Annotated in this window: 11 protein-coding genes; 5 read left to right on the top strand and 6 right to left on the bottom strand. The window is 32.4% G+C overall.

The window, feature by feature from the left end; genetic code table 11:
• From HM992_RS10970 to HM992_RS10955, 4 genes are all read right to left on the bottom strand, one after another.
• A complete protein-coding gene (locus HM992_RS10970) occupies positions 1–531 on the bottom strand; it encodes a porin family protein (RefSeq protein ID WP_179319685.1) in 531 nt (176 codons plus the stop codon).
• Positions 532–635: 104 nt separating this feature from the next.
• Positions 636–1,541 carry a Ppx/GppA phosphatase family protein gene (locus HM992_RS10965; protein WP_179319684.1) on the bottom strand — a complete coding sequence of 302 codons (906 nt, stop codon included), beginning with the start codon at positions 1,539–1,541 and terminating at the stop codon, positions 636–638.
• A 2-nt stretch (positions 1,542–1,543) separates the two neighbouring features.
• A complete protein-coding gene (gene ppk1, locus HM992_RS10960; protein ID WP_178985026.1) occupies positions 1,544–3,598 on the bottom strand; it encodes a polyphosphate kinase 1 in 2,055 nt (684 codons plus the stop codon).
• Entirely contained in the window at positions 3,595–4,083 is a 489-nt protein-coding gene (locus HM992_RS10955) for a SixA phosphatase family protein (protein WP_179319683.1), read from the bottom strand. The genes ppk1 and HM992_RS10955 overlap by 4 nt, the downstream gene beginning before the upstream one ends.
• A gap of 311 nt (positions 4,084–4,394) precedes the next feature.
• On the opposite strand from HM992_RS10955, the gene HM992_RS10950 reads away from it, so the two are divergent.
• The 5 genes from HM992_RS10950 to HM992_RS10930 all read left to right on the top strand — a co-directional run bounded on the left by HM992_RS10950 (position 4,395) and on the right by HM992_RS10930 (position 14,312).
• Positions 4,395–4,658 (top strand): hypothetical protein, encoded by a 264-nt coding sequence (locus tag HM992_RS10950; RefSeq protein WP_179319682.1) that lies wholly within the window; start codon positions 4,395–4,397, stop codon positions 4,656–4,658.
• 25 nt (positions 4,659–4,683) lie between these two features.
• Positions 4,684–10,392, top strand: coding sequence for a DUF6923 family protein (locus HM992_RS10945; RefSeq protein ID WP_179319681.1), 5,709 nt, complete (start codon positions 4,684–4,686; stop codon positions 10,390–10,392).
• 15 nt (positions 10,393–10,407) lie between these two features.
• Complete coding sequence (locus tag HM992_RS10940; RefSeq protein ID WP_179319680.1) at positions 10,408–11,343, top strand: PorP/SprF family type IX secretion system membrane protein; 936 nt, start codon at positions 10,408–10,410, stop codon at positions 11,341–11,343.
• Between the two features lie 12 nt (positions 11,344–11,355).
• Positions 11,356–13,275: an OmpA family protein gene (locus HM992_RS10935; RefSeq protein WP_179319679.1), complete on the top strand. Its 1,920-nt coding sequence runs from the start codon at positions 11,356–11,358 to the stop codon at positions 13,273–13,275.
• Between the two features lie 134 nt (positions 13,276–13,409).
• A complete protein-coding gene (locus tag HM992_RS10930) occupies positions 13,410–14,312 on the top strand; it encodes a carboxypeptidase-like regulatory domain-containing protein (protein WP_179319678.1) in 903 nt (300 codons plus the stop codon).
• 23 nt (positions 14,313–14,335) lie between these two features.
• Here the strand turns inward: HM992_RS10930 and HM992_RS10925 are convergent, their stop codons facing one another.
• Together HM992_RS10925 and pdxH are read right to left on the bottom strand one after the other, a co-directional pair.
• A complete protein-coding gene (locus tag HM992_RS10925; protein ID WP_178985020.1) occupies positions 14,336–14,833 on the bottom strand; it encodes a CAP domain-containing protein in 498 nt (165 codons plus the stop codon).
• A 512-nt stretch (positions 14,834–15,345) separates the two neighbouring features.
• Positions 15,346–15,993, bottom strand: a complete 648-nt coding sequence (gene pdxH / locus HM992_RS10920) for a pyridoxamine 5'-phosphate oxidase (RefSeq protein WP_178985018.1) — start codon at positions 15,991–15,993, stop codon at positions 15,346–15,348.
• Positions 15,994–16,067 lie beyond the last annotated feature (74 nt).

The raw sequence follows: 16,067 nt of genomic DNA, 5'->3' as shown, positions 1-16,067 counted from the left end.
TTATAATTTGATTCCAAAACCAAATTGAATCACATGGTTTTTAGCTTCAATATCTGTTAAATCTTCATCTAAGATATTGGTAATTCCATAATAATATCTTGCATCCAAGAACAACTCATCAGTAATCATATACTCTACACCTGCAACACCAGAAAACACAAATGTTGAGAAAGCGTCTTCATATTCCCATGTTTTTAAAGCAACCTGAGGACCAACACCTAACAACAGATCATCTGATATTGAAAATCTAAGAAGGATCGGTAATTTTAGATAATCTGCTCTAAGGTTTCTTTCTTTACCTCCTTCAGCAGACCATTGCAGTTCTGTTAACAATGACAAATTATCTGATAGATTAAAATCAGCAAAACCAGCAAAGGCAAAACCATTTCTGTGTTTGTTTTCAAAATTAGCATCAGGATCAAAGTCTAGATTAGACACATTTAAGGCACCTCTTACACCGTATAGAATATCTTGAGACATAACTATAGAAGTGAAAGAAACGAATACTAAGGCAACTAAATATTTTTTCATAATTATCGATTTGAGATTACGAAGATAAATTAAATTATAAATCCATATCAATTATTAGGTCTACTTTGCTAAAAATCGGACAAATGGACTATTATTTATCAAAATTACACTTCAACACTAGACACTGTTTCATAATACATACTTTTAATAATACCATCTGATAGTCCTATTTTGGGTACATATATATCTTTTGCACCACTCCATTTCATTGCAGATAAGTATATTCGGGTGGCAGGAATGATAACATCTGCTCTATCTTGGTTTAGATTTAACTTTGTAATGCGCTCTTCGTAAGAATAATTTTGAAGCATTTTGTAATAGCTCGTCAAATAGAAATATGTTAACGGTTTGCCGACATCCTTACCTGAAATTTTGAAAATCTTATTGATGTTTCCACCAGAACCTATCAATTCTATTTTCTCGTATTGTTTAGTGTTTTCTTTAATCCAGTTTTCTAACTCTCTCCATGTTTCGCTTTTAACAATATCATTTAACAATCTTACAGTTCCGATTTTAAATGATCTAGACATTTTTTTATCTCCATTATGAATGATAGAAAACTCTGTACTTCCACCACCAACATCTACATAAAGATATGTTTTATTAGGATTAATAAAGGATTGCAAATCGGTTGCAGCAATTATAGCCGCTTCTTCTTCACCATCAATAGTTTCGATATTAATACCGCAAGTTTCAAATATTTTTTCTGATAAAGGAGCACTATTATTAGCTTCTCTCATCGCAGACGTCGCACAGGCTTTATAGCGAGATACTCCATGAGACTTAATAATGAGACTAAAGGCCATCATAGTATCTAACATTCGTTCTTGATTATATTTCGATATCTTTCCTTTTAGAAATACATCTGCACCTAATCTAATAGGTACACGAACTAATGAGTTTTTTTTAAAGATTGTAGGTTCATCATCTTGTTCTATAATATTTGAAATTAATAACCTTACGGCATTAGATCCAATATCGATAGCTGCAAACTTCTGTATCTTCAGCATAATTATCTTTCTAATTTATTTAAGTAATACTTATAGGTATCAAATTGAGCTCTTACTTTAGGATTGTCGTTTCTTCGATAAGAATTATCCTGAATTTCGTTTATAACACGTGCTTTTACATTGTCATTCCAGCAAATATCATATAAATGTTGCAACTCAACTTTAATATCTTCATCATATATTGGACAGCTCACTTCTACCCTATTATCTATATTTCTAGTCATCCAATCTGCAGAGGAAATATAAATTTTTGGATTATTTTCATTCGAAAAAATATACAAGCGTGTATGTTCTAAAAATTTATCGATGATACTAATAACCTCAATATTTTCACTCATGCCTTTAACTCCTGGCACTAAACAACACAACCCTCTAACTATCATTTGAATCTTTACACCAGCTCTACTTGCTTCATATAACTTATCAATCATTTTATAGCTACTTATACTATTCATTTTTAGTTTAATATAAGCTGGCTTTCCTTTTTTTGCACTTTCTATTTCTTTATCTATTAATGCAAATATCTTAGACTTCGTATAATGCGGTGAGGTAATGATATGTTTATATCTGTTAACTTGATAATTGACTTCAAAAAAGTCAAATACCTTATTTACTTCCTTTAATATTTTAGAATTTGCAGTCATTAACGTAAAATCCGTATAAATTTTTGCTGTAGATTCGTTAAAATTTCCGGTACTTATAAAACCATATCTTACTAATTTATCATTTTCTTCACGCTCTATAACACACATCTTACAGTGGACTTTTAATCCTGTAACACCAAAGAGCATTTTAATCCCTTCATCTTGCATTTGTTCAGCATAATTAATATTTGCTGCTTCATCAAAACGTGCTCTCAGTTCTATTGAAACGGTTACTTTTTTACCATTTTTAGCCGCATTAATTAAGGAACTAGCTACATGAGAAATTTGAGCCAATCTATAAATCGTAATTTTTATGGTTTTTACCTTAGGATCCAACGCAGCTTCCCTCAAAAACTTAACGATATAAGAAAATGTATGGTAAGGTGTATAAACCATATAATCCTTTTTGGCAATGGTTGTAAAAATACTCTCTTCTAAACTGAGTCCTTTTACAGGAAGCGGTTTAATTTTATCATAAAGTAAATCCGCTCTACCTAAACTTGGGAAACTCATATAGTCTCTTCGGTTATGATATCTACCACCTGGAATAATACTCTCTTTTTTATCTATAGACATGTGCTTTAGAAGAAAACTTAAAGTGTCGTCATTTATATTCATATCATAGACAAAACGCACTGGTTCTCCACTCTGTCTATCTTTAACACTTTCTGAAAGTTTATCTATAAAACTCTTACTTAAATCACTGTCAAAATCTAATTCACCGTCTCTTGTAATCTTAATCATGTGAGCACTAATACTGTCGTAAGTAAAGATGTTAAAAATATCGTCTAAACAATATCTCAAAATATCATCTACCATAATAATATAGTTAGCACCATTTTTACTCGGCAGAACTACAAAACGATCCATAGCTGAAGAGATCTCAATCAATGCCACCTGATCCTTTCCATCTGAATTGGTCATTTTCACGGTTAAATAAGCAGAAATATCCATGAGTTCTGGTAACGCAACATCCTCATTAAGCATTATTACGACTAACGCCGGACTTAACTCTTGATAGAAATAATTTTTAATAAACTCATGATGGGTTTTATCAATTTGAGTTTCATTAATAATATATATATTTTCATTTTGAAGCTCTATATCAATCTCTTCTAAAATCTCCAAACTGTAATTTTGCTGTGTTATAACTATCTGCGTTATCTCTTCTAAAAGATCACCTGCTCTAATACCTCCTAATTCAGACTTACCACCTTTTCCTGCTTCGTAAATTCGTTTTACGGTGGCATATCTAACTTTAAAGAACTCATCTAAATTATTAGAAAAAATACCTAAAAAACGTAACCTTTCTATTAGAGGGACATCCTTATCTGCAGCTTCTTGTAATACACGCTCATTAAACTTTAACCAACTTAACTCTCTATTAATATAAGTGTTTTTGTCTTTTGTCATTCTTTTAAATCCTTTGGGATTATAATAAATTCTGTCGTTCCTTTTTTTAGATCTTTCCAATCTTCAATATCAAAAGTTAGTTTCACTAAACCACTTGTAGGAAGATTATCTATAAATCTATCCCCAAATATATTAGAAATTGATGTGAAAGCATGATTGTGACCAAAAATCATAACCTTATTTAACTCATTTGGTAATGTTTTAATAAAGTTAATAACGTTTCGTCCTTCAAAATCATATAAGTCTTCGACAATAGTAATTTCATTTTCAGGGATTTCTAAAATTTTTGCAAAAATTTTACATGTACTTAATGCCCTAGTTGCTGGACTTGAATAAATCACATTTGGAGCACTCCCTTTCATTTCTAACTCCCTAGAAACCAACGACGAATCCTCTATTCCTCTCTGCTTTAAAGGTCTGTAAAAATCCGTTACATCAAATTCCCAAGACGATTTTCCGTGCCTAACTAGTAAAATTTCCTTCATTTTTTTCCGATTAAGTGCTAATTTTTTTCGATAAAAGGTTGCGTATGTCCGTTTTGACGAGTATATTGCCGCTTTAACTTGATTATTTGATTGTTTATTTATTAATAACTTATTTTGTTCCGTAAAATTAATGTAAAAGACCCCAAATTAAAAATATATTAATAAATCCATTTTTGGTATTTAAATACCAAAATCCCTCCCTCTAAATATTTTGATTACCAATTAGACATTGTATATGTTTAACTAAAAATTGATGTATTTAAATCATCGAAAAAATAGAACATCGCTAAGCGAACATAAAATTTTTTAATATGAAAATAATTTTACCTATAATGTATTTTACGTCAGGTTTTTCATCTTTAAGTACGTTAGACTATAAGTTGTCCGTGGATAGTTATAGTGTTACTAAACAAAAGGTAGTGACAAAGTGTTCTAGACCAGCACTAATTAATACAATGAAAGCGTTTTATTTAAATAAAAAGCATACTATTACGGAGAACTATTTACAACTATTATATATTTATAAAACCTTTTCAACCTATATAACTCAAAATCATATTTTAAAGCAATCATAACCTGATTAACTTAAAAAAGCTTCAGATGAAACATTTATACAATCCCAAATCTAAAACACCTAGAACGTCTCTAACGAGATTGGTGTTTATCATGACTCTAGTTCTGGTTAATTTTTATTCTTTTGGTCAAACTATTGTGCCAACGAATAAAAAAGGACTAAAAATTCAGACCCAAGTGCCGTCAGAGATTTACAGTTCAACAGATGAAGCTTTTAAGCTTCACAAGCCTTCAAATTATACAGAATTACAAAAAGCAAACATTGGTGAAGCCAATGCTCCTTTTAATTGTGATGATGGTTTTGGATACATTTTAACAAATGTTTCAAGTTCTAACGGAAATGTTACAGGTTTATATTCATTTGATTTATCTACAAATGCACTAAGTGTAATTAAGGATCCTATAATTGCTGAAACAAATACGTCACAGTTTATTAATGCCATTGGATACAATGTTATTGATAATTTCTTATATGGAATATTACAAGGCAGCAGTAAGGTTGTTAAAATTGATAGCAACGGAGATATAGAATTATTGGATGTTACAGGTTTTACAGGAAGTAATTATGCATCCGGTGATATCGATGAGAATGGAATTTTATATTTATTTGGAAGCAGCAAATTTGTAGCTATTGACTTAAACCCATCAAGTCCGGATTACTTAGTGGCCAATACTGTTTTACAACATTCTAATTCTGTTAATGATATGGCTTTTAGCCCTGTTAACAATAAATTATATATGTTGACAAGCTCAGGTTCAAGATTACTATATGAATTTGATCCTGTTACGAATACCATTACTAATTTAGGAAGTGTTTCAGGATTACAATCTGAATCTTCTAATTCATTTGGTACCGCTTACATGGATGCTTTAGGTAACATGTATGTTGCAAATAATTCTTCAGGTAATACTTATAAAATTGCAACACCTCACTTAGGAGGTACAACTGCTACTTTCTACAGTAATTTACCAGGAGTAATTCCAGGTGATGGCGCACGTTGTCCTTCTCAACCTACTAAACCCATTGCTATTGCAGATAGTGTTTGTATCACATCAGGAACTACAACTATTACACTTAATGTAGCTGATAATGATTCTGAAGGTACATACACAATTGACCCTAATTCTGTACAGCTCATTGACCCTAACACATCGTTACCATCAAATTCTGTAACTGTTTCTGGTCAAGGTACATTTACTTTAGGAACAAATGGAGAGGTGACATTTCAAGCTTTAGCTAGTTTTACAGGTGTCTCTATTGAATATACAATTCTTGATGTGATAGGTTTTACTTCAACACCAGGAGTTATAACTATAAATTTAAATGATACTGAAGCGCCAACGGGTTCAGCATCACAAGAATTTTGTGAAAGTGAAAATGCAACTGTAGCTGATTTAGTAGCTTCAGGAAATGATATTATATGGTACGCCAATCAAACTAGTGATAACGCATTAGATTTAGATACTGTTGTAAATAATGGTGATACTTATTATGCTTCTCAAACAAGCACTGCTGGTTGTGAAAGTATTGAAAGATTAGCGGTTACCGTTGATTTTAGTAGTGAAATTGCTTTAGTATCACCAGAGGAAACTAGTTGTACAGTTGTTCACGGAACCCAGTACACTATTGAAGCTACATTTACAGGTACTGCTCCTTTTACTGCTTCTGGAAATGGCCAATCTGGAACATTTACAGATAATGGTGACGGTACTACAACTTGGGTTTCGGGCCCTATTGAAAGTGTTGTTGAAATTTACAATGTAACTATTCAAGATAAATGTAGTTCTATTGCATTAACAGGACCTTCTCCTGCAGAATGTTTAAATACCCCTTTTGATTGTGATGAGGGTTTTGCTTATATAATCGTCAATGATAGAGATAGTAATAATGATTATGTTTCTGGTTTATATTCTTACGATTTAGCAACACATGCGCAAACCTTAATTAAAGCACCTTTAATTTCAGACCCATCTGAATCTCAATTTGTTAACGGTATTGGTTATAATATTTTAGACAATAATATTTATGGTATTCAACAAAACACGAATAATATAGTAAAAATTGATGCATCTGCCAATGTAGAGTTCCTTCCAATTGTTGGACCATTTACAGTTGGAGATTATAGTTCTGGTGATATCAATGCAAATGGTATTCTGTTTTTATATGGTGAAAACAAATTCATATCTATAGACTTAAATCCTTCTAGTCCAAACTATTTAACATCAACTAATTTATTAAATTACAATGTTAGTATTAATGATATCGTAGTTAGCCCTGTGGATGGAAACATTTATATGGTAACGAGTACAACGAATAGAAAATTACTTCGTTTTAATACAACTAATAACACTATAGATGACCTTGGAATCATTTCAGGATTAAGTTCAGAAACAACTAACGCGTTTGGAACAGCTTACATGGATGCACTTGGCAACATGTACATTGCAAACAATATTTCTGGAAACATTTATAGAATAGCATTACCACATACAGGAAATTTAGTAGCTACACTTCATGGTGAATTAATTGATATAGAACCTGGTGACGGAGCACGTTGTCCTTCTCAATTAATTATTCCTATGGCAAATGATGACTCTATTTGTGTAACTTCTGATGAGATTGATGCTCCGATAGAAATTAATGTTTTAGATAATGACTCTGCAGGAACTTATGAAATTGATGTTACAAGCGTACAATTTGTAGACCCGGTATCATCTTCACTTACAACTACTGTTACAATTCCTGGTGAAGGTACATTTACAGTTAGTAATTCTGGTGTTGTAACATTTGAAGCAGAACCTGGATTCTCAGGAACCTCTGTAGACTACATAATTACAGATATAATTGGTACACCATCAATGGTTGCTACTATTACGGTTAATTTAAATACGCTTGATGCACCTACGGGAAATACAAATCAAGAATTTTGCGAATCAAGTGCTCCGACTATTACTGACTTAAATGCTACAGGTGAAACTATACAATGGTATGCAAGTGAAGCAGAAACAACTCCGATAGATGCATCTGAAGCTTTAATAGATGGGAATATCTATTACGCTACTCAAACATCTTCTGAAGGCTGTGAGAGTATAGAACGCTTAGCAGTAACAGTCGTATTGAATGCAGATATAACATTACAAACTGCTGAAGAAACGATATGTTCTGATGATAATACAACATATACCATTGTGGCAACATTTACAGGTTCAGCTCCTTTTACTGCTAGTGGAATTGGGCAACCTGGGACATGGGTAGATAATAACGATGACACTTTCACATGGACATCTGATGCTATTCCGGCGAACCAACCTTATACTGTTGATATTCAAGATACCAATTCTTGTAATACTGTTACACTATCAGGTGAAGCTGCAATCTGTTGTGAGTTTATTGTGAGCTGTCCTACGTTTCAAGAAACTACGGTATCATGTTATGGAGAAATACCTTCTCAGACAACATATACTATTGATGAATTTGAAGCTTTAGGAAATTCTGATGGAATCATTGGTGACGATGCTTGTGGTATAATCATTATTACAGCTCAAAATAGCACAAACCAAAATACTTGTAACCAAACCATTACACGGGTGTATACAATTACTTCTTATGAGGACACCAATGGAAATGGCATCCTTGACACTAATGAAACTACTGTTTTAAATAGTACAGAATGTGCACAATCTATTACAGTTAACGATACCATCGCTCCAACTTTTACCGTGCCTGCTGATATCACTGTAGAATGTGATGTTGATGTTTCTGACTTATTGATTACAGGTGATGTTATTGATGAAGCAGATAATTGTTCTGTTGGTCTTGAAGCAATTTTTTCAGATAGTATAGAAGACGGAACATGCCCAAGCGCATCTGTTATTACAAGAACATGGACTTTAGCTGACGATTGTGATAATACAACAACATTTATTCAAACAATAACCGTTCAAGATACTACGGCTCCAACTTTTACTGGACCTGCCGATATTACTATTGAATGCGATGTAGATGCCACGGACCTTTCTATAACAGGAAATGTTACTGACGAAGCCGATAATTGTGCGGTTGATCTTGAAGCAATTTATTCAGATACTGTAGAAGACGGGACATGCCCTGGAGCATCTATTATTACAAGAACATGGACTTTAGCTGACGATTGTGATAATACAACCACATTTATTCAAACGATAACAGTTCAAGATACTACGGCACCAACATTCACTGGTCCTGAAGATATCACTATTGAGTGTGATGTAGATATTACTGACGTATCAGTTACAGGTGATGTTACTGATGAAGCGGATAATTGCGCTGTTGATCTTGATGCCATATATACAGATAGCATTGAAGACGGTACTTGTCCTGGTGCTTCTGTAATTACAAGAACATGGACATTAACTGATGATTGTGATAATACAACCACATTTATTCAAACGATAACAATTCAAGATACTACGGCACCAACATTCTCAGTGCCTTCAGATATCACTATAGAATGTGATGAAGATATTACAGACATTACCATTACAGGAGATGTTACGGACGAAGCAGATAATTGTGCAGTGGATTTAGAAGCTACCTACTCAGATAGTGTAGCAGACGGAACGTGCCCAAGCTCATCTGTTATTTCAAGAACATGGTCTTTAACCGATGACTGTGATAACACAACAACATTTGTGCAAACCATAACAATTCAAGATAGCACAGCACCTTCTTTTAATGAAACATTACCTGAAGATCTAGAAGTAGAATGTGATGCTGTACCTGAAGCAGAAACCTTTACTGCAAGTGATAATTGCGGAACTGCAACAGTTACATTCTCAGAGGACATAACTAACGGTTCTTGTATGGGCGAATACATCATAGAGCGCACGTGGATTGCTGCTGACGATTGTGGAAATGAAGCTATACATACTCAAATTATAAGTGTACAAGACAATACAGCACCAACATCAGTTACGGCATTTGAAGAAACGGTAAATGTCTTATGTGATAATATACCTGAAGTACCAAGTTTAGTTTTTGAAGATTCTTGTTCAAATGATATTGATGTTAGTTTCACTGAGGAATCAACACAAACTAACAACTCAGAAGACTATGATATTGTTAGGACTTGGACGGTTACTGATGATTGTGGTAATCAAGCTTTATTTACCCAGACCATTGCAGTAGAATTAACAAATACGATGCAAGCTACTGATATTAACTTATGTATTGAAGATTCTGAAATTGATTTATTTGATTTATTATCTGGTGACTTTGACAACAACGGAACATGGAGTGTGGTCTCAGGTAACGCTACTATAAACGGTAGTTTATTTGACCCAGCTTCTGCAGAAGTTGGTGAGTATATATTTATGTATTCAATCGAGGATGCTAATTGTCCTGCTGATATAGAAGTTACCGTTACTTTAGATGATGATTGTGTTGTATTATCATGTGGTGAAGATGATGTTGTTATTACTAAAGCAGTAACCGCTAACGGTGATGCTCACAATGAATTCTTTACTATTACTGGTGTAGAAGATTGTGGCTTTGTAATTGAGCTTCAAATATTTAATCGTTGGGGTGCAGAGATTTATAAATCTAACAATTATTTAAATGATTGGGGTGGTGAATCGCACAGTTCTTCTGTTGGAAGTTCTGGAAAAGTCCCAACCGGTACATATTATTACATTATTAACCTAAAAAATAGTGGATTAGAGCCATTTGCTGGTCCTATCTACGTAGCTACAAATTAACAAAAAACTTAACCAATGAAGTTATCAAAAATTATAAGTATTGCGATACTATTTTTGAGTGTATCTACAGCTTTTGCTCAGCAGTTACCTCAATTTACGCAGTATATGTTTAACACTATTTCTATTAATCCCGCGTATGCCGGAAGTAGAGAAACACTTAGTGTCGTAGGTTTACATAGAAGTCAATGGGTTGGTTTAGATGGTGGACCAGAAACACAAACTCTATCAGTTCATTCTCCTTTGCGTAATGAAAATATGGGTTTAGGAATTTCCTTTATTAATGATAAGCTAGGTTATGAAAATTTTTCATATCTCTACGCTGATTATTCTTATACTATTAAAGCAAGTGAAACTGTAAAATTAGCATTTGGTATTAAAGGAGGGCTTACACATTACAGCTTAGATGAAGAGTTATTAACTGATCCTTCAATTGTAACTGATCAATTTTTTAATGATGTATCTAATCGTTGGAGTCCAAATTTTGGTGCTGGATTATATTTACATTCCACGCGTTGGTATCTTGGCCTTTCTGCACCAAGAATATTAAATACTGATTACAATAATGGTGAAAGTGGCTCTGTTGATTATGTCGCTTTAGAACGAATTAGTTATTATGCTACTGGTGGATATGTTTTCGATTTAAGCGAAAACACAAAATTAAAACCATCTGTATTATTAAAAGCTACCAATGGCGCACCTTTATCTTTCGATATGTCAGCAAACTTTCTATTCTATGATAAACTATGGTTAGGAGGAGCTTATCGTGTCAACGAAAATGCAGCAGCTATTGGTGGTATAGCTGATTTTCAAGTATCAAAACAACTAAGAATTGGTTATGCCTATGAGTATCCAATTTCAGACTTAAGGCCTTACACTAGTGGTACTCACGAAGTATTATTAATGTTTGAAGTCTTTAAAAGCAAACGTATTAAATCGCCTAGATATTTCTAAAAAGATCCAATTATGAAGACCAAAATATTAGCGTTCGTTATAGTTTTAAGTACTACATTCTCTTTTGCCCAAACAAAATTGGCAGATAAATTTTTTGAGAATTATGGCTATGTAAAAGCCATTGAATTGTATGAAAAAGCTGTTGAAAAAGGAACAAATAGCGCCCATGTATTAACACGCTTAGGTGATGCTTATTACAATAATTCTAATTCTGAAAAAGCAGCTTATTGGTATGAGAAGGCCTTAGCTGAACACAATAACATTGAAGCTGAATATATTTATAAATATATTCAATCTCTAAGGAGCATTGGAAATTACAAAGAAGCCGATGTATGGTTTAAAAAACTTAGTGAAGCTCAAAATGGAGATAGTAGACTTAAAGGTTACAATCCTGATGAAGTTGATCTTTTTGATAAATTAACTTCAAAAAACGATGATCTTATTGTTCAAATTGAAAATCTACCTTTCAATACTGAAAATTCTGATTTTGGATCGTACATGTTTAATAATACACTTTATTTCGCGTCATCAAGTAGTAGCGATAAAAAAGTATATAATTGGAATAAAGAACCATTCTTAGATATCTTTCAAATAGAAGTTACAAATGAAGACGATGGTTCTCAATCCTATGGAGAAACTTCTGAAATTAATGCAGATGGAATAAACACCGACTATCATGAAGCTTCCATTGCAATAACTAATGATGGAAAAACCATGTATTTCACAAGAGATAATACATCGAAGCGCAATAGATTAAAGTACGATAAAGAAGGAACAACACACCTCCAAATATATAAAGCAACTTTAGTAGATGGTGAATGGACTGATGTTGAAGAATTACCATTTAATGATGATTTATATTCAACAGGGCATCCAGCATTAAGTCCAGATAATAAAAGCTTATACTTTGTATCTGACCGCGATGGTGGTATGGGACAAACGGATATTTACTCAGTTACTATAAATGAAGATGGGACTTATGGATCACCTGAAAATTTAGGAGACGAAATCAATACAGAAGGACGTGAAATGTTTCCTTTTATAAGTAATGATAATACATTCTATTTTTCTTCAGATGGTCATTTAAATTTAGGCCTTTTAGATATTTTTCAATCTAACATATTAAAAGGAGACGCGACAAAAGCTCCTGTTAACATTGGTGCCCCTTTTAATAGTGGTTATGATGATTTTGCTTATTTTATAAATAGTGAAACACAAAAAGGTTATTTCTCTTCTAACCGATTAGGAGGCAAAGGAAGTGATGATATTTATAGTTACTCAGTAACAGAATGTCACCAACAAATTACAGGTATTGCAAGAGAACAAAGAACAGATATTATTTTAAGTGGAGTTACAGTTCAACTTATTGACGAAACTGGTAAAATATTAGAGAAAGTTGTAACGACTGAAGATGGTGCTTATACATTTGATGTAGAATGTGGAAAAACATACACTATCTTAGGCTCTAAACCAGATTACGTAGATGATAAAGGAACCATTACAACGACTAATGAGAATGAAAAAGTAAATTCATTAGATTTATCATTACGACCATTAATTATGGAAGATCAGATTGTGATTAATCCAATATTCTTTGATTTTGATAAATCTAACATACGAACAGACGCACAATATGAATTAGAGAATATCGTTGATGTCTTGCGTAAGCATCCTGAAATGATTATTAAAATTGAGTCACATACTGATAGTAGAGGTCGCGATAATTATAATTTAAAGTTATCTGATCGACGTGCAAAATCTACTAGAGACTATCTTTTATCAAGAGACATCAGTCCAGAAAGAATAGAGAGTGCAATTGGCTTTGGTGAAACACAACTTTTAAATGATTGTGGAAATAATTCTAATTGTTCCGAAGAAGATCATCAATTAAATAGACGTTCATACTTTTATATAATAGATAAAGATAGATAGTCAATTATATTTCTAATTATTAAAAAAAGAGTAAGCTTATATAGTTTACTCTTTTTTTTGTCGGAAAAAATCCATTATTATCATAGAGAAGCAATTAAACAAAGTAATTTAGCATAACATCAAAAATTACCTAAATGAAAATTGTAGTATTACTCTTAGCATTAATATTCAACTTATCTATATATGCTCAATCTATAAGAGGACAAGTTACAGACAGCCTTAATAAAGATAAATTAGCCTACGCTAACCTTGTTATTGAGCATACAAAAACTGGTATATACTCTAATGAAGATGGAACCTTTAAATTAGATATATCAAAAACGACTTCATCAGACACATTAGTAGTGTCATTAATAGGATTTCAACAGCAAAGAATAGCATTATCTGGTTACAACAATACAAATGATTATGTTTTAAACATATCTCTGCTGCCAAAGATAGAAGCCCTCACAGAAGTGCTTATTTTAAGTAGCACTAAAGAATATGAAAAACAGAGAACCAGTCTATCCACAGGTAAAAGAAAACAAGTATTCCCAACATCTATTCCTTTTGGTCACGAAACAGCCACGTTAATAGAAAACACAAAGCAGCGTAGAGGTAAATTAATTGAAGTAGAATTAAAATTTAAAGATTCTAGTAGCGAAATGTATAAAACATATCAAACTTACTATAGGTTAGCTTTTTATAATGTAGACGACGTCGGCTTTCCTGGTGAACTTATATATCATGAAAACATCATTATAAAGCCCGAAAAGCACACGAAGAATTTTAAAATAGATTTAGAAGATAAAACTATACCTTTCGGTAAAAAAGGGATTTTTGTAGGTATTGAAACTATAAAACCAGAACATGTTGAAATCACCAATTCAATGTATTTAACAACGCCGAGCGTTCTAAATACACATGCTGAAAAACAACTAAAATTTACGCGTTTTCATTCAAACAATTGGTCAAAGCATACTCGAAAATCTGTTTTAAAAAAGAAATATTATGCAATTCCTTTTATAAAAACTAAAGTGGTGTTCGAAAAACAGTAAACACTCTTTTTACAGAAAGGAAATTATCGTTTAATAAACATATTCGTAAAGTACCACTTCCCTGCACTGTTCTGTTCTGCAGAAACATCGAAATGAGTAAAATCACCTTCAATATTTTCTCTATGACTAGAACTTGCAATCCATGCATTGACAACTGCATCTGCAGAACTAAAACCATAAGCTACATTTTCTGTTACCAAATTGGCATTTGCATTTGCTTGTAAGCTTTGTTTTCTTAAAAAGAAATTATCATGAGAAACATTGTTAACTTCAATCATATAATCTGTATGTGTGGATGCTACTGCCTTAACCGTTTCATGATTCTCTAACGGACTTAAACCTTCATTAATTCTATAGGTATTAATGCGTTCCATAATTTCTATCTCTATAGATTTTGCAATAGGCGCAACAGGAACTTCAATTGAACTTAGGGCTTCATCTTCAGTAGCATCAGTTGCACAAGATGTAAAGCTAATAATAGCAATAAAAGCCATTACTTGTAGGAGGTTAGTAACTTTCATTATGTAGGTTATTTAGGTTTGGGACTACTAAATTAACCTTACATATAAACTAAACTGTTAAAGAAATGTTAAAATCGATAAACAACGTGTAGTTTGTCGATTTATAATGTAAATCATCGGTGAAATGCATTTTTAAAGCCAAAAACACAGTATTACAACGACGAAAACATGCTTTTCAACGAAAAACACTGAAGCCAATTTATTACAATGCTTATAGTTTAACTTTCGCTATAGAACTAACGAGTTAAAACAAAATAAAGGCTGAAAGCCATAATAAATATACTTTCAATTATCCATAATTTATTCGTGCTAATTTTTAAATTCTTTATAATAGATTGTTCTATAAATCCCAAGAAAATTGAAACCATTAAACCCAAGAAAAAGAAAGTACCAGCCAAAGCCATACCTCCGTTATTATTAATGAGCAAATAATAAATAGAGCCAAAAACCTCAATTATAATAGAGATACCTAATAAAATTATTATTGGACTTAATCTAATTTTCATTAATAACTAAGGTGCCAAGCGTTCAATTTTCCAATTGTAGTCCTCTTGAAGTTGATATCGGATTCTATCGTGAAGTCGGTTGGGCCTTCCTTGCCAAAATTCTAATTCTACAGGTTTAATTATAAATCCTCCCCAATGTTTAGGGCGTTCTATTTCTTTACCTTCAAATTTAATTTCTAAGTCTTTCAGTTTTGTTTCTAATTCTTGTCTGTTGGCAACCACTTCACTTTGATTAGAAACAACAGCTCCTAACTGACTTCCTCTTGGCCGCGATTCAAAATAACCATCGCTTAGGTTTTCTGAAATTTTTTCAGCTGTACCTTTTATTATAATTTGTCGTTCTGCCGAATGCCAAAAAAACGATAAACAAACATTAGGATTTTCTAATATTGCTTTTCCTTTTTCACTTTCATAATTGGTATAAAAAATAAAACCTTCGTGTGTGTATTTTTTAAGCAGCACTACTCTACTCTTTGGGTAACCATCTAAGCCAATAGTCGAAATTGTCATGGCATTAGTTTCATCAACATTAAAATGTGTATCCACTTCTACAAACCAGTTTCGGAATAGCTCCATAGGGTTTTCAGGGACATTATTTAATAACAATTCTCCTTTTTCGTAAGATTTTCTATAATTACCTAAGTCTGCATTCATTACGTATTAATTTTAGATTTTATGCTTCTATAATTTTTTCTACAGCAAATTTCACTATAAATTTAAGGATTAAA

Source organism: Winogradskyella helgolandensis (assembly GCF_013404085.1).
In the GTDB taxonomy this organism is placed as follows: domain Bacteria; phylum Bacteroidota; class Bacteroidia; order Flavobacteriales; family Flavobacteriaceae; genus Winogradskyella; species Winogradskyella helgolandensis.
This window is presented reverse-complemented; position numbering and strand designations above follow the sequence as displayed.